Annotated in this window: 20 protein-coding genes; 10 read left to right on the top strand and 10 right to left on the bottom strand. The window is 71.1% G+C overall.

All coding sequences use genetic code 11. From position 1 onward, the window contains the following. Positions 1 to 5 precede the first annotated feature (5 nt). The 5 genes from gap to KU893_RS06400 all read left to right on the top strand — a co-directional run bounded on the left by gap (position 6) and on the right by KU893_RS06400 (position 3,739). Positions 6 to 1,004 carry a type I glyceraldehyde-3-phosphate dehydrogenase gene (gene gap, locus KU893_RS06420; protein WP_218233528.1) on the top strand — a complete coding sequence of 333 codons (999 nt, stop codon included), beginning with the start codon at positions 6 to 8 and terminating at the stop codon, positions 1,002 to 1,004. A 36-nt stretch (positions 1,005 to 1,040) separates the two neighbouring features. Further along, positions 1,041 to 2,246, top strand: a complete 1,206-nt coding sequence (locus KU893_RS06415; RefSeq protein ID WP_257441506.1) for a phosphoglycerate kinase — start codon at positions 1,041 to 1,043, stop codon at positions 2,244 to 2,246. Beyond that, positions 2,246 to 3,046 (top strand): triose-phosphate isomerase, encoded by an 801-nt coding sequence (tpiA, locus tag KU893_RS06410; RefSeq protein WP_246592081.1) that lies wholly within the window; start codon positions 2,246 to 2,248, stop codon positions 3,044 to 3,046. The genes KU893_RS06415 and tpiA overlap by 1 nt, the downstream gene beginning before the upstream one ends. A gap of 27 nt (positions 3,047 to 3,073) precedes the next feature. Then, positions 3,074 to 3,310, top strand: coding sequence for a preprotein translocase subunit SecG (secG, locus tag KU893_RS06405; RefSeq protein WP_218233527.1), 237 nt, complete (start codon positions 3,074 to 3,076; stop codon positions 3,308 to 3,310). A gap of 69 nt (positions 3,311 to 3,379) precedes the next feature. After that, complete coding sequence (locus KU893_RS06400; RefSeq protein WP_141007576.1) at positions 3,380 to 3,739, top strand: RNA polymerase-binding protein RbpA; 360 nt, start codon at positions 3,380 to 3,382, stop codon at positions 3,737 to 3,739. Positions 3,740 to 3,766: 27 nt separating this feature from the next. Here KU893_RS06400 and pgl read toward each other — a convergent pair whose 3' ends face one another. The 4 genes from pgl to tkt are packed head-to-tail and all read right to left on the bottom strand — an operon-like array spanning position 3,767 to position 9,420. Then, positions 3,767 to 4,498 carry a 6-phosphogluconolactonase gene (gene pgl / locus KU893_RS06395; protein WP_218233526.1) on the bottom strand — a complete coding sequence of 244 codons (732 nt, stop codon included), beginning with the start codon at positions 4,496 to 4,498 and terminating at the stop codon, positions 3,767 to 3,769. Continuing rightward, positions 4,495 to 6,141 carry a glucose-6-phosphate isomerase gene (gene pgi / locus KU893_RS06390; RefSeq protein ID WP_218233525.1) on the bottom strand — a complete coding sequence of 549 codons (1,647 nt, stop codon included), beginning with the start codon at positions 6,139 to 6,141 and terminating at the stop codon, positions 4,495 to 4,497. Before pgi ends, pgl begins: the two co-directional genes overlap by 4 nt. A gap of 5 nt (positions 6,142 to 6,146) precedes the next feature. Continuing rightward, the gene (gene tal / locus KU893_RS06385) at positions 6,147 to 7,265 is read right to left on the bottom strand and encodes a transaldolase (protein WP_218233524.1); all 1,119 of its coding nucleotides are present in this window, start codon (positions 7,263 to 7,265) and stop codon (positions 6,147 to 6,149) included. Positions 7,266 to 7,308: 43 nt separating this feature from the next. Then, positions 7,309 to 9,420, bottom strand: a complete 2,112-nt coding sequence (gene tkt, locus KU893_RS06380; protein ID WP_218233523.1) for a transketolase — start codon at positions 9,418 to 9,420, stop codon at positions 7,309 to 7,311. Between tkt and KU893_RS06375 the strand changes: the two genes are divergently transcribed. Beyond that, on the top strand, positions 9,366 to 10,490 hold the full coding sequence (locus KU893_RS06375; RefSeq protein WP_372449668.1) for a heme o synthase: 1,125 nt from the start codon (positions 9,366 to 9,368) through the stop codon (positions 10,488 to 10,490). The two genes, tkt and KU893_RS06375, sit on opposite strands and share 55 nt — an antisense overlap. 253 nt (positions 10,491 to 10,743) lie before the next feature. On the opposite strand, the gene KU893_RS06370 is transcribed toward KU893_RS06375, so the two are convergent. The 6 genes from KU893_RS06370 to KU893_RS06345 all read right to left on the bottom strand — a co-directional run bounded on the left by KU893_RS06370 (position 10,744) and on the right by KU893_RS06345 (position 16,430). Next, complete coding sequence (locus KU893_RS06370) at positions 10,744 to 11,625, bottom strand: COX15/CtaA family protein (RefSeq protein ID WP_257441507.1); 882 nt, start codon at positions 11,623 to 11,625, stop codon at positions 10,744 to 10,746. 2 nt (positions 11,626 to 11,627) lie between these two features. Beyond that, complete coding sequence (locus tag KU893_RS06365) at positions 11,628 to 12,395, bottom strand: ABC transporter permease (protein WP_218233520.1); 768 nt, start codon at positions 12,393 to 12,395, stop codon at positions 11,628 to 11,630. Then, complete coding sequence (locus tag KU893_RS06360; protein ID WP_257441509.1) at positions 12,392 to 13,333, bottom strand: ABC transporter ATP-binding protein; 942 nt, start codon at positions 13,331 to 13,333, stop codon at positions 12,392 to 12,394. Before KU893_RS06360 ends, KU893_RS06365 begins: the two co-directional genes overlap by 4 nt. A gap of 23 nt (positions 13,334 to 13,356) precedes the next feature. Then, complete coding sequence (locus KU893_RS06355; protein ID WP_218233519.1) at positions 13,357 to 15,042, bottom strand: flavin monoamine oxidase family protein; 1,686 nt, start codon at positions 15,040 to 15,042, stop codon at positions 13,357 to 13,359. Then, the gene (locus KU893_RS06350; RefSeq protein WP_218233518.1) at positions 15,039 to 15,857 is read right to left on the bottom strand and encodes a carbon-nitrogen hydrolase family protein; all 819 of its coding nucleotides are present in this window, start codon (positions 15,855 to 15,857) and stop codon (positions 15,039 to 15,041) included. The genes KU893_RS06355 and KU893_RS06350 overlap by 4 nt, the downstream gene beginning before the upstream one ends. A 117-nt stretch (positions 15,858 to 15,974) precedes the next feature. Further along, a complete protein-coding gene (locus KU893_RS06345) occupies positions 15,975 to 16,430 on the bottom strand; it encodes an Lrp/AsnC family transcriptional regulator (protein ID WP_218233517.1) in 456 nt (151 codons plus the stop codon). Positions 16,431 to 16,473: 43 nt separating this feature from the next. On the opposite strand from KU893_RS06345, the gene KU893_RS06340 reads away from it, so the two are divergent. Genes KU893_RS06340 through sufB form a run of 4 tightly spaced genes read left to right on the top strand, consistent with a single transcriptional unit; the run spans position 16,474 to position 19,394 of the window. Beyond that, positions 16,474 to 16,839 carry a hypothetical protein gene (locus KU893_RS06340; protein WP_218233516.1) on the top strand — a complete coding sequence of 122 codons (366 nt, stop codon included), beginning with the start codon at positions 16,474 to 16,476 and terminating at the stop codon, positions 16,837 to 16,839. After that, positions 16,832 to 17,272 carry a hypothetical protein gene (locus tag KU893_RS06335; RefSeq protein ID WP_218233515.1) on the top strand — a complete coding sequence of 147 codons (441 nt, stop codon included), beginning with the start codon at positions 16,832 to 16,834 and terminating at the stop codon, positions 17,270 to 17,272. The genes KU893_RS06340 and KU893_RS06335 overlap by 8 nt, the downstream gene beginning before the upstream one ends. 38 nt (positions 17,273 to 17,310) lie before the next feature. After that, entirely contained in the window at positions 17,311 to 17,979 is a 669-nt protein-coding gene (locus KU893_RS06330; RefSeq protein WP_218233514.1) for a helix-turn-helix transcriptional regulator, read from the top strand. Further along, positions 17,976 to 19,394: a Fe-S cluster assembly protein SufB gene (sufB, locus tag KU893_RS06325; protein ID WP_218233513.1), complete on the top strand. Its 1,419-nt coding sequence runs from the start codon at positions 17,976 to 17,978 to the stop codon at positions 19,392 to 19,394. Before KU893_RS06330 ends, sufB begins: the two co-directional genes overlap by 4 nt. Positions 19,395 to 19,457 lie beyond the last annotated feature (63 nt).

The following is a 19,457-nucleotide window of genomic DNA, read 5'->3' as shown; positions in this document are numbered from 1 at the left end:
TCGCAGTGACTGTTCGCGTAGGTGTCAACGGATTCGGTCGGATCGGCCGCAACTTCTTCCGCGCGGTCCGCGCGAGCGGTGTGGACATCGAGATCGTCGGCGTCAACGACCTCACCGATACGGCGACGCTCGCCCACCTGCTGAAGTACGACTCGATCCTCGGGCCGCTCGACGCCGAGGTCGGCGCGTCCGACGGTGCCATCCACGTGGGTGGCGCGGAGATCAAGGTCTCCGCCGAGCGGGACCCGGGTGCCCTGCGCTGGGGAGACCTCGGTGTCGACGTCGTGGTCGAGTCGACCGGGTTCTTCACCGACGCCATCAAGGCGCGTGCCCACGTCGACGGTGGGGGAGCGAGGAAGGTCATCATCTCCGCGCCCGCCTCCCACGAGGACGTGACGATCGTGATGGGCGTCAACGACGGCGCCTACGACCCGGACGCACACACCGTCATCTCCAACGCGTCCTGCACCACCAACTGCCTGGCGCCGATGGCCAAGGCCCTCCACGACGGGCTCGGCATCGTCAGCGGCCTGATGACCACGGTGCACGCCTACACCGCCGACCAGAACCTGCAGGACAACATCCACAAGGACCTGCGCCGGGCGCGGGCCGCCGCGATCAACATCGTGCCGACCTCGACCGGCGCCGCGAAGGCGATCGGGCTGGTGCTGCCCGAGCTGAAGGGACGGCTCGACGGGTACGCCCTGCGGGTCCCGACCCCGACCGGCTCGTTGACGGACCTGTCGTTCGAGGCCCCTCGGGAGACCAGCGTGGAGGAGGTCAACGCGATCGTGAAGGCGGCCGCCGACGGACGCTACCTGGTCTACTCGACCGACCCGATCGTGTCCTCGGACATCGTGACCAACCCGGCCTCGTGCATCTTCGACGCGCCGCTGACCAAGGTGATCGGCAACCAGGTCAAGGTCGCCGGTTGGTACGACAACGAGTGGGGCTACTCCAACCGGCTGGCCGACCTCGTCGTCCACGTCGGGGCCGACCTGTGAGCCGCGACCGAGAGCATTGATTAGGCTCTGACGCTTGTGACTGACTTCAACGGCCTCGCCCCGGAGTTCTTGCAGAGCGTCCGCGGCAAGCGCGTCCTCGTCCGCTCCGACCTCAACGTGCCGCTCGACGGCACCCGGATCACCGACGACGGCCGGATCCGCGCGAGCGTGCCGACCATCAAGGCACTGGCCGACGCCGGTGCCCGCGTGGTCGTCACCGCCCACCTCGGTCGTCCGAAGGGCGAGCCGGACCCGGCGTACTCGCTCGCGCCCGTCGCGGCTCGACTCGGCGACCTCCTCGGCGCCCCCGTCGCGTTCGCCGGCGACACCGTCGGAGCCTCCGCCCAGGAGACCGTCGCGGCCCTCGCCGACGGCCAGGTCGCGCTGCTCGAGAACGTCCGGTTCAACCCCGGCGAGACCAGCAAGGACGACGCCGAGCGCGGCGCCTTCGCCGACCAGCTCGCCGCCCTCGCCGACGCCTTCGTCTCCGACGGCTTCGGTGTGGTGCACCGCAAGCAGGCCAGCGTGTACGACGTCGCGCAGCGCCTCCCGCACGCCATGGGCGGTCTCGTGGCCGCCGAGGTCGCGGTGCTGCGCCGGCTCACCGTCGACCCCGAGCGCCCCTACGTCGTCGTGCTCGGCGGCTCCAAGGTCTCCGACAAGCTCGGCGTGATCGACAACCTGCTCGGCAAGGCCGACAAGCTGCTCATCGGCGGCGGCATGGTCTTCACCTTCCTCAAGGCCGACGGCCACGAGGTCGGCAAGAGCCTGCTCGAGGAGGACCAGCTCGACACGGTGCGGGCCTACCGGGCCCGGGCCGAGGAGCTCGGCGTCGAGATCGTGCTGCCCACCGACATCGTCGTCGCCGACAGCTTCGGCGACCAGGCCTCCGCCCGGGTCGTCGCTGCCGACGCCATCCCGGCCGACAGCCTCGGCCTCGACATCGGCCCGGAGTCCGGCGCCGCGTTCGCGGCCGCTCTCGCCGACGCCAGGACGGTCTTCTGGAACGGCCCGATGGGCGTCTTCGAGCAGCCCGCCTTCGCGGAGGGCACCCGTGCCGTCGCGGAGGCGCTGACGAAGGTCGACGGCCTCTCGGTCGTCGGCGGCGGCGACTCGGCGGCCGCCGTACGCACCCTCGGGTTCGACGAGGCCGCGTTCGGCCACATCTCGACCGGTGGCGGCGCCAGCCTCGAGTACCTCGAGGGCAAGGAACTGCCCGGCATCACGGTTCTGGAGGACTGATGACCAAGACCACCCGCACGCCCCTGATGGCGGGCAACTGGAAGATGAACCTCAACCACGCCGAGGCCGTCGTCCTCGTCCAGAAGCTGGCCTGGACGCTGTCCGACAAGCGGCACGACTACGGCAAGGTCGAGGTCGCGGTGATCCCGCCGTTCACCGACATCCGCTCCGTGCAGACCCTGATTGACGGCGACCGCCTCTCCATCCGGTACGGCGCCCAGGACGTCTCGCAGCACAGCGCCGGCGCCTACACGGGCGAGGTCTCGGCGGCGATGCTCGCCAAGCTGGGCTGCTCGTACGTCGTGGTCGGCCACTCCGAGCGACGGCAGTACCACGCCGAGACTGATGCGGTCGTGAACGCCAAGGCGAAGGCCGCGCTGGCGGAGAAGATCACGCCGATCGTCTGCGTCGGGGAGGGCCTCGAGGTCCGCCAGGCCGGCGAGCACGTCGAGTACACCAACGCACAGGTCGAGGGTTCGCTCGACGGGCTGACGAAGAAGCAGGTCGCGGGACTGGTCATCGCCTACGAGCCGGTCTGGGCGATCGGCACCGGCGAGGTCGCCACCCCCGACGACGCGCAGGAGGTCTGCGCTGCCATCCGCGAGCAGGTCCGCAAGTCCCACGGCGACGAGGCCGCCGACGCCGTCCGGATCCTCTACGGCGGCTCGGTGAAGGCCGCGAACGTGGCGGGGATCATGGCCAAGACCGACGTCGACGGCGCCCTGGTGGGCGGGGCGAGCCTGGCGGCCGACGAGTTCGGGGGAATCTGCCGGTTCTACGACATGCCGGTGCTGTCGTAGCACCAGCCCTGACGTAGGATTCCTCGCGTGTCGACGCTTCTGACTGTGCTGCTCATCCTGACGAGCCTGATCATGATCCTGCTCGTGCTCCTGCACAAGGGTCGGGGCGGCGGTCTCTCGGACATGTTCGGTGGCGGTATGTCGAGCTCGCTCGGCGGATCCTCGGTCGCCGAGCGCAACCTCGACCGGTTCACGGTCGGTGTCGGCGTCATCTGGTTCGCCTGCGTCATCGCGCTGGGGCTCCTGCTCGCCTATCAGAACTGACAGCACAGAACGCTTTGCAACCCGACCCGGACAGCTCCGGGTCGTCCGAGGGCTTGAGGAGAGAATCCGTTGGCTGGTGGTGGGAACGCGATCCGCGGTAGTCGCGTCGGTGCGGGTCCGATGGGGGAGGCCGAGCGCGGCGAGGCCGCTCCTCGTCAGGCGGTCACGTACTTCTGTGCGAACGACCACCGTTCGGTGATCACCTTCTCCGTCGAGGCGTCCGTCCCGGACTCCTGGGACTGCCCGAAGTGTGGCCTGCCGGCCGGTCTCGACTCGGAGAACGCCCCGCCGGCGCCGAAGATCGAGCCCTACAAGACGCACCTGGCCTACGTGAAGGAGCGCCGCTCCGACAAGGAGGCCGAGGTCATCCTCGACGAGGCCATCCAGCTGCTCCGCTCGCGCCGCAAGTCCGGCGAGATCATCTTCTGAGGCGCCTCGCCGGCTCGTCGCCCAGCCCTAGACGAGTGAGGCGGCGTCCGCGTCGAGGAACCAGACGGTCTCGGCGCGACCGGCCACCCCCCGTGCGGGCGTCTCGGCGACCGAGCCGTCCTCGGCGAGCGCGCGACGCACGGCGTCGGCCTTGGCCTCGCCGCTCACCAGGAACCAGACCGACTGGGAGCGGTTGAGGGCCTCGAACGTGAGGCTGACCCGCTCCGGCGGGGGCTTGGGGGAGTCGTGCACCGCGACGGTGGTCGCGGCGGAGACCCCGAGCGCCGGGGCGCCGGGGAAGAGCGAGGCGACGTGGCCGTCGGGCCCGACCCCGAGCATCAGCACGTCGAAGTCACCCGAACCCTGGGAGCGGATCGTGTCGGCGTACGCCGTCGCGGACTCCTCGACCGAGTCGACCTCGGAGGAGGCGGGCGCGGTGTGGACCCGACGGGCGCCGACCTCATCGAGGAAAGCCGCCCGGGCCTGATTGACGTTGCGCTCGGGGGAGTCGGCGGGGACGAACCGCTCGTCGCCGAACCAGAGCACCACGGCGCCCCAGTCGACGCCGGAGGCGGGTGCCAGCCGGGCGATCTCGCCGTGCACCGCGTCGGCGATGCTGCCACCGGTGAGCCCGACGTTCGGGACGTGGCCGGCAGCCTGGGCGTCGGCGATCCGGTTGAGGAGCTCCCCGGCGACCGCGGTCGCGAGCGCGCCGGCGTCCGGGTGGACCTCGATCAGGGGCTGGGGCGTCTCGGTCATCGTGCGCGGTGCTCCCTGTAGTAGTCGATCATCCCTCGGGTCGACACGTCCTGCGCCTCGAGCACGGCGGTGTCGCCGGCGAGGGCGGGCGCGATCTGCACCGCGAGCCGCTTGCCGAGCTCCACGCCCCACTGGTCGAAGCTGTCGATGCCCCACACGACGCCCTGGGTGAAGGTGATGTGCTCGTAGAGCGCGATCAGCTGGCCGAGCACCGCCGGCGTCAGCGCCGGCGCCATGATCGAGGTGGTCGGCCGGTTGCCGGGGAACACCCGGGCCGGCACGAGCGCCTCCGCCGTACCCTCGGCGCGGACCTCGTCGGCCGTCTTGCCGAAGGCCAGGGCCTGGGTCTGGGCGAGGAAGTTGGCCAGCAGCAGCTCGTGGACGTCGGTGTCGCCGTCCCGGAGCGGGTGGCTCGGGGTCGCGAACGCGATGAAGTCGGCCGGGACCAGCCGGGTGCCCTGGTGGAGGAGCTGGTAGAACGCGTGCTGCCCGTTCGTGCCGGGCTCGCCCCAGAACACCTCGCCGGTGGCGGTCGTCACCGGCGATCCGTCCCAACGCACGCTCTTGCCGTTGGACTCCATGGTGAGCTGTTGGAGGTACGCCGGGAACCGGTGCAGCGACTGGGCGTACGGCAGCACGGCGTGGGACTGGGCGCCGAGGAAGTTGGCGTACCAGACGTTGAGCAGGCCCATCAGGACCGGCACGTTCTGCTCGAGCGGCGCGGTGAGGAAGTGCTCGTCGACGGCCCGGAACCCGCCCAGGAACTCCTCGAACCGCTCGGGCCCGATGGCGACCGCGAGCGAGGTGCCGATCGCCGAGTCGACGGAGTAGCGTCCGCCGACCCAGTCCCAGAACCCGAACGCGTTGGTGGGGTCGATGCCGAACGCCGCCACCTTGTCGAGGGCGGTGGAGACCGCGACGAAGTGGCGCGAGACGGCCTCGTCGCCGGCCCCCAGCCCCTCGAGCAGCCAGGCCCGGCACAGCCGGGCGTTGGTGAGCGTCTCCAGGGTCCCGAAGGTCTTGCTGGAGACGATGAAGAGGGTGGTCGCGGGGTCGAGACCGGCGAGCTTCTGCGCGGCGTCGGTCGGGTCGATGTTGCTGATGAAGCGGCACTCCAACCCAGTCTGGACGTACGGCTTCAGCGCTTCGTAGGCCATCACCGGACCGAGGTCCGAGCCACCGATGCCGATGTTGACCACGGTGGTGATCGGCTTGCCGGTGAAGCCGAGCCAGGTGCCGGAGCGCACCGCGTCGGCGAAGGCATAGACCCGGTGCAGCACGGCCTGGACCTGCTCGACGACGTCGGTGTCACCGATCTGCAGGTCGGAGCCCGCGGCCCGCCGCAACGCGGTGTGGAGCACCGCCCGGTCCTCGGTGACGTTGATGCGCTCACCACGGAACATGGCGTCGCGGCGAGCCGGGAGGTCGACCTCCACGGCGAGCGCCCGGAGCGCCCTCCAGATCTCCGGAGTGACCAGGTTCTTGGACAGGTCGACCCGAAGGTCGGCCGCCTGGACCGTCGACCGCTCGACCCACGTGGCGTCGGCCAGCTGCCGGCGCAGGTCGGGCGCGAAGCCCGACGCCAGGTCGGTGAGCCGTGCCCAGGCTTCGGTGGCGGTCGCGTCGACGGGAGCCGCGCCCACGGACCTCAGGCTCCGGCCTCGCCCGACGTTGCCGCCATCTGCGCCTCGACGGTGGCGACCAGCTCGGTCCAGGAGACCTTGAACTTGTCGACGCCCTCGGTCTCGAGGACCCAGAACACGTCGTCGAGATCGACGCCGACAGCGCTCAGCCGGTCGAACAGCGCCTGCGCCTCGGCGCCCCTACCGGTGACCTGGTCGCCCGTGACGTCGCCGTGGTCGGCGAACGCGTCGAGCGTCTTCTCCGGCATCGTGTTCACCGTGTCGGCCACGACCAGGTCGGTGACGTAGAGCGTGTCGGAGTACGCCGGGTTCTTGACGCCGGTCGAGGCCCACAACGGCCGCTGCGGGTGGGCGCCGGCGGCGGCGAGCGCCTGCCAGCGGTCGGAGGCGATGACCTCCTCGAAGGCGGCGTAGGCGAGCCGGGCGTTGGCCACCGCCGCCTGGCCGCGCAGGGCGAGCGCCTCGTCGGAGCCGATCTTCTCCAGACGCGCGTCGATCTCGGTGTCCACGCGCGAGACGAAGAAGGACGCGACCGACCTGATGGTGTCGAGGTCGATACCGGCCTCGCGAGCCTGCTCCAGGCCGGCGAGGTAGGCGTCCATGACGGCGCGGTAGCGCTCGACCGAGAAGATCAAGGTGACGTTGACGCTGATCCCGGCCCCGATGGCCGCCGTGATGGCGGGCAGGCCTTCGAGCGTGGCGGGGATCTTGATCAGTGCGTTCGGTCGGTCGACCGCCGCCCACAGCGCCTGGGCAGATGCGATCGTCGCGTCGGTGTCGTTGGCCAGGGTCGGCTCCACCTCGATGGAGACGCGGCCGTCGGCGGGGTGCGCCGCCGCCACGGGGGCGAGCACGTCGCACGCGTTGCGGACGTCGTCGGTGGTGAGCGCGAAGATCACCTGGTCGACGCCGACGCCGCCCTCGACGAGCTGGCGCACCTGGGCGTCGTACCGCTCGCCGTTCGCGATCGCCGCCGCGAAGATCGTCGGGTTGGTCGTCACGCCGACGACCGAGCGCTCGCGGACGAGGTCGGCGAGGTTGCCGGTCTCGATCCGCTCCCGGGACAGGTCGTCGAGCCAGATGGACACCCCCGCGTCGGCGAGGGCCTTGAGTCGATCGGTCATCGGTTCCTCCTCTGCGGTGGCTTCTGCGCGAATGGTGCCCGGTTCAGTCGCGGGCAGCCGCCGCGATGGTCTCGCGGGCCGCCTGCACGACCGCTTCGGGCGTGAAGCCGAACTCGCGGAACAGCGTCGCGGCGTCGGCGCTCGCCCCGTAGTGGTCGATGCTGACGATCCGGCCCTTGTCACCAACGTACTCGCGCCAGCCCTGCTTGATGCCGGCCTCGACGGACACCCGGGCCTTGACGGTCGGCGGGATGACGCTGTCGCGGTAGGCCTGGGTCTGGTCCTCGAACCACTCGAGGCAGGGCATCGAGACCACGCGGGCGTTGATTCCCTCGGCGCTGAGCTGGGCGCGGGCGGCCACGGCGTACTGGACCTCCGAACCGGTCGCGATCAGCACGACGTCGGGCTGGCCGCCGTCGGCCTCGAGCAGGACGTAGCCGCCCTTGGCCACGTCGTCGGTGGTGGCGTAGCCCTCCGTGCCGCGCGGGAACGTCGGGACGTTCTGCCGGCTGAGGATCAGACCGACCGGACGGTCGTTGTTGCGCAGCACCTGGAGCCAGGCGGCAGCCGTCTCGTTGGCGTCGGCCGGGCGCACCACGTCGAGGCCGGGGATCGCGCGCAGGGCGGCGAGGTGCTCGATGGGCTGGTGCGTCGGGCCGTCCTCGCCGAGGCCGATCGAGTCGTGGGTCCAGACGTGGACGACGGGGGCCTTCATCAGCGCGCCGACGCGGACGGCGCCGCGCATGTAGTCGGAGAAGGTCAAGAAGGTGCCGCCGAAGACGCGGGTCCCGCCGTGGACGGCGATGCCGTTCATGATCGAGCCCATGGCGTGCTCGCGGATGCCGAAGTGGAGGACGCGGCCCTGGTAGGGGTCGGCCGGCCACTCCTCGACGCCGCGGTCGGGCGGGAGGAAGGACTTGGCGTCCTTGATGGTCGTGTTGTTGGAGCCGGCGAGGTCGGCCGAGCCGCCCCACAGCTCGGGCATGACACCGGCGATCGCGTTGAGCACCTTGCCGGAGGCGGCACGGGTCGCCACCCCCTTGGCGTCGGCCTCGAAGACCGGCAGCACGTCCTCGATGCCGTCGGGCAGGCGCCGGTCCTTCATCCGGTGCAGCAGGGCGGCCTGCTCGGGGTGGGCGGCGGCCCAGGCGTCGCGCTCGGCGCTCCACTTGGCCTGCCATGCCTTGCCACGCTCGACCAGGCCGCGGGTGTGGGCCAGCACCTCGGCCGGCACCTCGAACGTCTTGTCCGGGTCGAAGCCGAGCACCGCCTTGGTGGCGGCGACCTCCTCGGCGCCCAGCGCCGAGCCGTGCGCGGCCTCGGTGTTCTGCGCGTTCGGGGCGGGCCAGGCGATGACCGTCTTGAGGACGATCAGCGACGGCTTGTCGGTGACCTGGTCGGCCTCCTTGAGCGCCGCGTGCAGCGCCGGGACGTCCTCCTCGTAGTGGGCGAGGTCGGAGTGGTCGTTGCCGGTCCAGTCGACGGTCTGGACGTGCCAGCCGTAGGCATCGTAGCGCTTCGCGACGTCCTCGTTGAAGGCGATGTGGGTGTCGCCCTCGATCGAGATCCGGTTGGCGTCGTAGATGACCGTGAGGTTGCCCAGCTCCTGGGTGCCGGCGATCGAGGACGCCTCGCTGCTCACGCCCTCCTCGAGGTCGCCGTCGGAGGCGAGCACGTAGACGTGGTGGTCGAACAGCGACGGGCCGTCGCCGGCGTTCGGGTCGAGCAGGCCCTTCTCGCGGCGTGCCGCCATAGCCATGCCGACCGCGTTGGCGACACCCTGACCGAGCGGGCCCGTGGTGACCTCGACACCGGCGGTGTGGCCGTACTCGGGGTGCCCCGGGGTCTTGCTGCCCCAGCTGCGCAGCGCCTCGAGGTCGCCCAGCTCGAGGCCGAAGCCGCCCAGGAAGAGCTGCGTGTAGAGCGTGATCGAGGAGTGGCCGCAGGACAGCACGAACCGGTCCCGCGCGATCCAGGCCGGGTCGGCCGGGTCGTGCCGCATCACCTTCTGGAACAGCAGGTACGCGGCCGGCGCCAGGCTCATCGCCGTACCGGGGTGGCCGTTGCCGACCTTCTGGACGGCGTCCATGGCGAGCACGCGTGCGGTGTCGACGGCCTTGCGGTCGAGATCGGTCCAGTCCAGCTCCGGGATCATGGTCCGAGCCTACCGAGAGCCGTGGCGAGCACGACATCGGCTCGGTGCCCGGCTCGCGGCGTCCACGGGCTACACTCGGAGCGCTCCATTCCCTGCCCGCAAGGCCCTCGAGGAACATTGCCGTGACCTACGTCGACCCGACCAGCCCCGAGCTGCTGTCCGGTGACGAGGGACCGCAGAAGGCGACCTTCCGCGACGTCGTCATGGCGTATGTCGGACTGACCAAGCCGCGCGTCATCGAGCTGCTGCTCCTGACCACCGTGCCGGTCATGTTCTTCGCCGCCCGCGGCGTGCCCGCGTTGGGGCTCGTGGTGGCGACCGTGATCGGCGGCACGCTGTCCGCCGGGTCCGCCTCGGTCTTCAACTGCGTCTACGACCGCGACATCGACGAGCAGATGCGTCGTACCCGCCGGCGGGCGCTGCCGCGTCACATCGTGTCGCCCGGCGCCGCCCTGGTCTTCGGCGTGGTCCTCGGCGTGCTCTCGACGGTGATCCTGGCGGTCTGGGTCAACCCGCTCTCGGCGGCGCTGTCGGTCAGCGCCAACGCGTTCTACGTGTTCGTCTACACGATGCTGCTCAAGCGTCGTACGACCCAGAACATCGTGTGGGGCGGCATCGCCGGCTGCTTCCCGGCCCTCATCGGCTGGACCGCCGTCACCGGGGAGCTCTCCTGGGTGCCGATCGTGCTGTTCCTGGTGGTGTTCTTCTGGACGCCCCCGCACACCTGGGCGCTGGCGCTGCGCTACCGCGAGGACTACGCGCAGGTCGACGTGCCGATGCTCCCCGTGGTGAAGTCCGCGCGCGCCGTGGCGTTCCAGATCGTCGTCTACTCGTGGGTGATGGTCGCCACCTCGCTGCTGCTGTGGCCGGTGGCCTCCACCGGGCCCGTCTATCCGATCGCCGCCGCCCTGCTCGGCGCGGTCTTCCTGGTCCAGGCGCACGGGCTGTACCGGCGTGCCAAGACCTCCGACGAGCTGAGCGTCCTCCAGCCGATGCGGCTGTTCCACTCGTCCAACCTGTACCTCTCGCTGCTCTTCGTCGCCGTCGCGATCGATCCGCTGCTGCACTGAGGCGCGGCTGCATGGATCCCCGGATGTCCGGGGATCCATGCGCTTGTCAGGGGTTGCAACCCCTGACAAGCGCATGGATTGCCTCTCGCGGGTGACTCGTGGGGCTGGTGGGGCTGAGCCCGGTCGCCGCCCGGCCCGCCTCCTCGTGCTGGGTCATCGGCCGGTGGAACGCGTTGCAATTGGGCACGAACCGCATGTGAGGGTCCCGAAATGTTGCGGTTTGGGACCAAACCGCAACACCCGACCCCTCCGATCAGCCCCGCGGGTGGGTGGTGACGACCACGCGGGCGATGCCGGCGGCGACGAGCGCGGCGCCGAGCATGTGCAGGCCGACCAGGATCTCGGGCAGGTCGGTGAAGAACTGGACGTAGCCGAGCAGCCCCTGGGCGAGCTCGACGCCGAGCAGCACGGCGGCGAAGATGGCGACCCAGCGGTCACCGCGGCGCCGGGCGACCAACGCGAGCGCCAGGGTGAGCGCGACCAGCACGCCCACCGCGATGCCGTGGATGTGGGAGACGACCTCCGGGTCCAGGCCGGTACGACGCGAGTCGAGGTCCCCGGAGTGAGGACCGGAGCCGGTGACGACGGTGCCGAGCCACAGCACGATCCAGCCGAGCGCGAAGGTGGCCCAGGCCAGCCGCCGCGTCGCCGTCGAGGCGGCGCCACGAGCGGGGCCGGTCAGGTCGTCGATCACCCACACGCACACCCCGACCATCGCCATGGAGACGAGGAGGTGTCCGGCGACGATCCACGGATTGAGGTCGGTGAGCACGGTGATGCCGCCGACGACGGCCTGGGCGGGGATGCCGGCCAGCACGACCAGGCCGAGGGTGCGTACCCGCCCGCCCCGCTGCCAGGCCGCGACCACGAAGGCGAGCGCGATCGCGAGCAGGACGTAGGTGAGCAGCCGGTTGCCGAACTCGATGACGCCGTTGATGCCGAGCGCCGGATGGGTCGTGTACGACGCCTCGGTGCACTTCGGCCAGGTCGGACAGCCGAGGCCGGAGCCGGTGAGTCGGACCGCGCCGCCGGTCACGACGATCCCGATGTTGGCGACCAGGTTGGCCCATGCCAGCGGCACGAGGCGCTCGCGCAGGGCCTGCTGGAGGCTGGACAGGCGGGTCGCGGTGCTCACGGTCACTCCCACTTGAAGGTTCGGGCGGTCAGGGCGGAGCCGAGGACGGTCCAGGCAAGCAGCACCCCGAGGTCCCGTACGGCGAGCGCACCGTCGCACGCGGACCGGACCGCCTCGCCCAGCGCCCCCGAGGGCAGCCAGCGCACGACGTCGCCGAGGCCGCCGTACAGCGTGGCGGGCAGGATCACTGCGCCGCCGGCCAGTAGCAGCAGGTAGACCAGGTTCGCGGCGGCAAGGGTGGCCTCGGCGCGCAGGGATCCGGCGAGCAGCATGCCGAGCGAGGCGAAGGCGGCGGTTCCGAACAGCGCCGCTAGCACCAGGAGCAGCTCACCGCCGGCGCCCGAGGGGCCGGACCAGCCCATCGCGAGCCCGACGCCGCCGATGACGGCGAACTGGAACACCTCGACGAGCAGTAGTGCGAGGACCTTGCCGCCGAGCAGGGTGGCGCGGGACAGGGGAGCGGTGCCGAGACGCTTGAGCACGCCGTAGCGCCGTTCGAAGCCGGTCGCGATGGCCAGCGAGGTGAACGCGGTCGACATGACCGCGAGCGCGAGCACGCCGGGGGTGAGCACGTCGATCGGGCGGCCGTCGAGGTCGAAGCCGACCCGCTCGACGCCGCGGACCGAGCCGACCAGCACGATCACGGGGATCACGACGGCCAGCAGCAGCTGCTCGCCGTTGCGCAGCATCAGCCGCGCCTCCATGCCGGCCTGGGTGAGCAGCTGGCGGCTGACGGGGGCGGCGCCCGGGGCGGGCGCGAACGTGCTCATGACAGCGACTCCCGTCCGGTCAGCTCGAGGAAGACGTCCTCGAGGTTGCGCTGCCCCAGGGACAGCGACTCGGGCAGCACGTCGTGCCGGGCGCACCAGGCGGCGACGGTGGCCAGCGTGTTGCTGTCGGCGGGGCCGGACAGCTGGAGGCTGAGCGGGTCGAGCACGGTCAGCTCGGTCCCGGCGCCGAGGGCGCGCACCAGCTCGTCGGGCGCCCCCGCGGGGAACGGCTGGGTGACCACGATCCGGATCGTGGCGACCGTGCCGCCTCGCGTGAGCTCCAGCGGTGTCCCGCTGGCGACCAGCCGGCCCCGGTCGAGGATGTGCACCCGGTCGGCGAGCCGCTCGGCCTCCTCGAGGTAGTGGGTGGTCAGCACGACGGTGACGCCGTCGGCGCGCAGCTCCTCCAGCAGCTCCCACACGGCGCGCCGGATCTGCGGGTCCATCCCAGCGGTCGGCTCGTCGACGAACACCAGCTCGGGCCGGCCGACCAGCGCGAGGGCGAGCCCCAGTCGTTGTTGCTGGCCGCCCGAGAGCCGTCGGTACGGCGTGCGGCCGCACTCGTGCAGCGCGAGCCGCTCCATGAGCAGGCCGACGTCCTGCGGCTGGGCGTGCAGCCGCGCGAAGTGCCGCAGCATCTCGTCGGCGCGGGCACCGCTCCAGGCGCCGCCGGACTGCAGCATCACGCCGATCCGCGGCAGCAGCTCGGCCCGCTGGCGCACCGGGTCCAGGCCGAGGACCCGGACGGTGCCGCCCTGGGGGCGCCGGTAGCCCTCGCAGGTCTCCAGCGTGGTGGTCTTGCCCGCGCCGTTGGGACCGAGCACGGCGGTGATGGTGCCCCGCTCGACGGTGAGCGAGAGGCCGTCGACGGCGAGCGTGTCGCCGTACCTCATCACCAGTCCGTCGACCTCGACAGCAGGAGGGGCAGCGTGAGGCACGCCGACAGTCTAGGAACGTCCGGTCACAGCCCGTCGGGCAGGGCCAGCGGTGCGAGCTCGGCGAACCGGTCGCCCGGTCCCGGGTTGCCGGGCGCGGTGCTGCCGCCGAAGTGCCGGACCACGCCCCAGACGGCGTTGAGGGCGGTCGTGACGGCGCCCTCGGCCCAGCCGGCGGTCCACGAGATGTCGTCGCCGGCGAGGAAGATGCCGCGCCGGTGCTCGGGCAGGTCGTCCTGCACGAAGTGCGTGAACAAGCGCCGCTGGTAGCGGTAGTGGCCGGGCAGGTTCGCCTTGAACGCACCCATGAAGTTGGGGTCGGACTCCCACGACACCGTGATCGGGTCGCCCACGATGTGCGCGGCGATGTCGACGCCGGGGTAGATCTTGCGCAGCGAGTGCAGCTGGAGCCGGACCCGCTCCTCGACGGGCAGCGCCAGCCACTTCAGGGCGTCGTCGTTCCAGGTGTAGGACAGGCAGATGGAGGCGGCGCCGTCGTCCTCGAGGAGGTACGTCGCCCGGTTCAGCCGGTCGGTGAGCGTCATGCTCATCACGTCGCGCCCGGTCTGGGTGTCGACGTCCTTCCAGAACGGCCGGTCGACGCGCACGAAGGTCTTCGACGACTGCATGTAGTGGGTGCGCTCCATCGCCATCCACAGGTCGGGGGAGAACAGCGACTCGTCGACGTCGATCCGCGCGGAGAGCAGCCACACCTGGCAGGTCACCACGACGGCGTCGTAGGACCGGGCGCTGCCCCAGCGGTCGGTGAGCTCGAAGCGCCCGTCCTCGCCGCGCGCGATCCGCGCCACGCCCGGCAGCGGCGCGCCACCGTGCAGGCTCTCCAGCGAGGTGCCGGCCGGCCAGTGGACGCAGGCCGGAGCGTCCTTCCAGAGCCCGACGGGCAGCTGCTGGGCGCCCCCGTGGACCAGCTGGTGGTCCTCGTCGGCGTTGGTGAAGATGACCCGCAGGATCTCGAGCATCGAGTTGGGGAAGTCGGTGTCCCAGCCGCCGGTGCCGAAGCCGACCTGGCCGAACACCTCGCGGTGCCGGAAGCTGCGCGAGCCGAACGCGGTCGTCTGGGCGAGGAAGCCGGAGAAGGTCTCCTCGTCGAGGGCGAGGACCAGCTCGTTCCACAGCTCCTTGAGCCGGGGGACGTCACGCTCCGCGATCGCCTTCTGCACGTCGGCGAAGCCGACCTCGCCGAGCGCTTCGTGCCAGGCGTCGGCCACGTCCTTGAGGAAGTCCGGCAGGTCGTCGTAGCCGCGGGCGTAGAAGGACTCGCCGCCCAGCTCGACGACGGTGCTCGGCGTCGCCTCGGACAGCGGGTTCGGGAACGGCGAGGTGCGCAGGCCGAGGTGGTCGATGTAGTGGAAGAGCGCCCGCGAGGACAGCGGGAAGCGCATCCCACCGAGCTCGGCGATCGGTCCGTGGGCACCGCCGAACGGCTGCGAGCGCAGCCGGCCGCCGATCTGGTCGGCCTCGTAGACGACCGGCCGCAGGCCCATCCGCATCAGCTCGTAGGCGGTGACCATGCCGGACAGGCCACCGCCGACGATGGCGACCTCCCGGCCGTGGTGCTCGCCCGGGACGGAGCCGAGACCGTCGGGGTGGGCCAGGTGCTCGTCGTAGCCGAACGGGAAGTCGGGGCCGAGCATCGTGACGGCGGCGGGCTCGGTGTGGGCCTGGTCCGGCGTCGTCTGTCCGGTGGTCATCTCGTCAGGCCTCCGTAGACCTCGGGCCGGCGGTCGGCCAGGTGGGTGTTGGCGCGGCGGGCGCCGTCGAGCGCCGCAGCGGTGAGGGTGCCGACCACGAGGCCGGGGCGGTCGTCGGCGCGGGCGAGGTCGACGCCGTCGGGGCCGACCACGCAGCTGAGGCCGGTGTAGGTCAGGTCGTGCTCGGTGCCCGCGCGGTTCGCGTAGGCGAGCGCCATCTGGTTCTCGAAGGCGCGGGCCGGGACGACCAGGGTGCTGACGACGTCGTACGGCGCCATCAGGGCGGTCGGGCAGGCGAGCAGGTCGGCGCCGGCGAGGGCCACCATCCGCACCTGCTCGGGGAACTCGACGTCGTAGCAGACGAGGAGGCCGACCCGGTACCCGTCGATCTCGCCCACGGCGGGCGTGCCGTCGCCGGGGACGTAGGCGCCGGCCTCGTCGGGTCCGTAGAGGTGTGCCTTGCGGTGTCGCGCGAGCACCGAGCCGTCGCGGTCGACGAGCTCGGCTGCGATGTGGACCTGCTCGCCGTCGCGCTCGGGCCAGCTCCACGCGATCGCCAGGCCGTGGCGGCGGGCCACGTCGGCGACCGCCCGGGCCATCGGGCCGCCGGCGGGCTCGGCCAGCTCGGCGGCCTGCGGGGCGATGTCGTAGCCGGTCAGCGTCAGCTCGGGGCACACGAGCAACCGGGCGCCGCGCGCGGCCGCGTCGGCAGCGGCCGCGTCGAGGGCGTCCAGGGCGGCCGGTACGTCGAGCAGCGGGCCGTCCGGCTGCCAGGCGGCGACGACGAGCGCGTCGGCACGGGGGAGGTCGGTCACCCGGACAAGACTAGGAACGCGGCGGCACAAGATCGATGGGTCCGCGTTGCTTGTTGGCGAAGATCTGTTGCGTCGATCCGGCGATTCACAAAGATCTGTTGCGCTGCCGCGGGAGGCTCAGTCGGGGAGGCTGCCCTGCTCGCGTCGCACCAGTGGGGAGAGCACCAGCTCGCTCCTGGTCCGGGCCACGAACGGCTCGCCCGCGATCCGCTCCACGACGCGCTCGAAGTGCCGGATGTCCGAGGCGTGGATGTGCACGATCGCGTCCGCCTCGCCGGTGACCGTGGACGCGGAGACCACCTCGGGAAGCGGGTCGACCGCGGCCAGGATCTCCGCGGGCGTCGTCGAGCCCTGGCAGTAGATCGACACGTATCCCTCGGTCGACCAGCCGACCACGGCCGGGACGACGCGCACCGTGAACCCGGTGATCGCGCCGGAGGCGACCAGCCGGTCCACCCGCCGCTTGACCGCGGGCGCCGACAGGCCGACGCGGTGCCCGATCTGCGCGAACGTGGCGCGGCCGTCCTCCAGGAGGGTGCCGACGATCAGGCGGTCGAGGTGGTCGAGCTGCATGCGGGTCATTGTCGCGGAACCGGGCCGGTCTACGCTGACCGCCGTGAATCCCTGGCTGTACGGCGTCGCGCTGGTCCTCGCCGGCGCCCTCGCCGTCCTCCTCGCGGTCGACCTGGTCCGTGACCGCGCCGCGCAGGACTCCCACTTCATCGGGCTCGCGGTGCTCGAGGTCGTGATGCTCGTCCAGCTCGTCGGGGGAGTCGTCGCTCTGGCGCGCACCGAGCGCGACCTGGAGGGGGCGGTGTTCGTGAGCTACCTGGTCACCAACCTCCTGGTCCCGGTCGTCGCGGCCTTCCTCGCGCTCGCCGAGCGGTCCCGGGTCGGTACGACGATCCTGCTGCTCGGCGTCGCGACCGTGGCCGGCCTCGAGCTGCGCTTGTGGGACGTGTGGGGTGGGCCGGGTGCCTGAGCGTCCCGCCGCCGCGCAGCCGGCGCACCCGCTCTCCGAGGGCTGGGGCCGGGCACTGGTGTTCGTCTACGGACTGTTCGCCGTCGCCGCCACCGGTCGCTCGGCCGTCCAGCTCGGGCTGGAGCCCGGCAAGGCCCCGCTGGCGTACTCGCTCTCGCTCCTGGCCGCCGTCCTCTACCTGGTCGCGACCACCTGCCTGCTGCTCGGCGGCCGCACCGGCTGGCGGGTGGCGGGCGTCGCCGTCGCGATCGAGCTGGTCGGTGTGCTGTCGGTCGGCACGCTGAGCTACGTCGCCACCGACCTGTTCCCCGACAAGACGGTGTGGTCGCACTTCGGCCAGGGCTACGGCTTCCTGCCGCTCGTGCTGCCCTTCGCGGGTCTGGCCTGGCTGAGGCACACCGCTCCTCGGCGCAGTAAGGCGACCCTTCCTTGAACCGCGGGGTCCAATAACGGCACACTGATGTTGTGGAAATGGCGACCGAGAGCGACCAGCCGACGCGGCAGCGCGTCGCTCGGTCGATCCTGGTCAACGGGCCGTCCACCGCGGCAGCGCTCGCGGAGCGACTGGACCTGACGGCCGCCGCGGTGCGGCGTCACCTCGACCACCTCGTCGCCGAGGGCGCGGTCGACGCGCGCGACCCGCGTCCGGTGGGCTCGCGCGGCCGGGGCCGCCCGGCCAAGGTGTTCGCCCTCACCGAGCGCGGCCGCGACGCCTTCGACCAGCAGTACGACGACCTCGCGACCGAGGCGATCCGCTTCCTCGCCGAGACCGGGGGCGAGGACGCCGTCCGCGCCTTCGCCGAGCGGCGGGCCTCGTTCATCGAGCGGAAGTTCCCGGTGGTCGCCGCCGACCACCCGGGTGCCTCGCCCGCGCAGGTGCTGGCGCTGGTGTTCTCCGACGAGGGGTACGCCGCCGCCGTCCGCGAGCTGCCGGTCGTGGGGGAGCAGCTGTGCCAGCAGCACTGCCCGGTCTCCCACGTCGCCCACGAGTTCCCCCAGCTGTGCGAGGCCGAGACCGAGGCCATCGGCCGCGTGCTCGGCACCCACGTCCAGCGCCTGGCCACCATCGCCCACGGCGACGGGGTGTGCACGACGTGCATCCCCGATGCAGGCATCAACAAGAAGGAGCGGGTCTCATGACCTCGATCGAAGAGCTGAACCCCGAGCTCAAGGGGATCGGTCGCTACGACTTCGGCTGGTCCGACAAGAACGACGTCGGTGCCAACGCGAAGCGCGGCCTCAACGAGGACGTCGTCCGGGACATCTCCTCGAAGAAGAGCGAGCCGGGCTGGATGCTCGACCTGCGCCTGAAGGGCCTCAAGCTCTTCGACCGCAAGCCGATGCCGACGTGGGGCTCCGACCTGAGCGCCATCGACTTCGACAACATCAAGTACTTCGTGCGGTCCACCGAGAAGCAGGCCCAGAGCTGGGAGGACCTGCCCGAGGACATCAAGAACACCTACGACAAGCTCGGCATCCCGGAGGCGGAGAAGCAGCGCCTCGTCGCCGGCGTCGCCGCCCAGTACGAGTCCGAGGTCGTCTACCACCAGATCCGTGAGGACCTGGAGGAGCAGGGTGTCATCTTCCTCGACACCGACACCGCCCTGAAGGAGCACGAGGAGCTCTTCAAGGAGTACTTCGGCACCGTCATCCCGGTCGGCGACAACAAGTTCTCCGCGCTCAACACCTCGGTGTGGTCGGGCGGCTCGTTCATCTACGTCCCCAAGGGTGTCCACGTCGACATCCCGCTGCAGGCCTACTTCCGGATCAACACCGAGAACATGGGCCAGTTCGAGCGGACGCTGATCATCGTCGACGAGGACGCCTACGTGCACTACGTCGAGGGCTGCACCGCGCCGATCTACTCCTCCGACTCGCTGCACTCCGCGGTCGTCGAGATCATCGTGAAGAAGGGCGGCCGCTGCCGCTACACGACCATCCAGAACTGGTCGAACAACGTCTACAACCTCGTCACCAAGCGCGCGGTCTGCGAGGCCGGCGCGACGATGGAGTGGGTCGACGGCAACATCGGCTCCAAGGTGACCATGAAGTACCCCGCCGTCTACCTGATGGGCGAGCACGCCAAGGGCGAGACCCTCTCGATCGCCTTCGCGGGCGAGGGCCAGCACCAGGACGCCGGCGCCAAGATGGTCCACGCCGCGCCGTACACCTCCTCCTCGATCCTCAGCAAGTCGGTCGCCCGCGGGGGCGGTCGTACGTCCTACCGCGGCCTGATCCAGGTCAACGAGGGTGCGCACGGCTCGAAGTCCAACGTGCTGTGCGACGCGCTGCTGGTCGACCAGATCAGCCGCTCCGACACCTACCCCTACGTCGACATCCGCGAGGACGACGTGTCGATGGGCCACGAGGCGTCCGTCTCCAAGGTCTCCGACGACCAGCTGTTCTACCTCATGTCGCGAGGCATGGAGCAGGACGAGGCGATGGCGATGATCGTGCGCGGCTTCGTCGAGCCGATCGCCAAGGAGCTCCCGATGGAGTACGCGCTGGAGCTGAACCGACTGATCGAACTGCAGATGGAGGGCGCTGTGGGCTGAGGCCTTCGGCACTCAGCCTCCAGTAGCCGTCGAAGGCTCGACGGCTATGTCCTCCCGCCAGCA

Source organism: Nocardioides daeguensis, from assembly GCF_019192965.1.
Lineage (GTDB): Bacteria > Actinomycetota > Actinomycetes > Propionibacteriales > Nocardioidaceae > Nocardioides > Nocardioides daeguensis.
The sequence above is the reverse complement of the archived record's forward strand: the minus strand, read 5'-3'. Positions and strand labels throughout refer to the sequence as shown.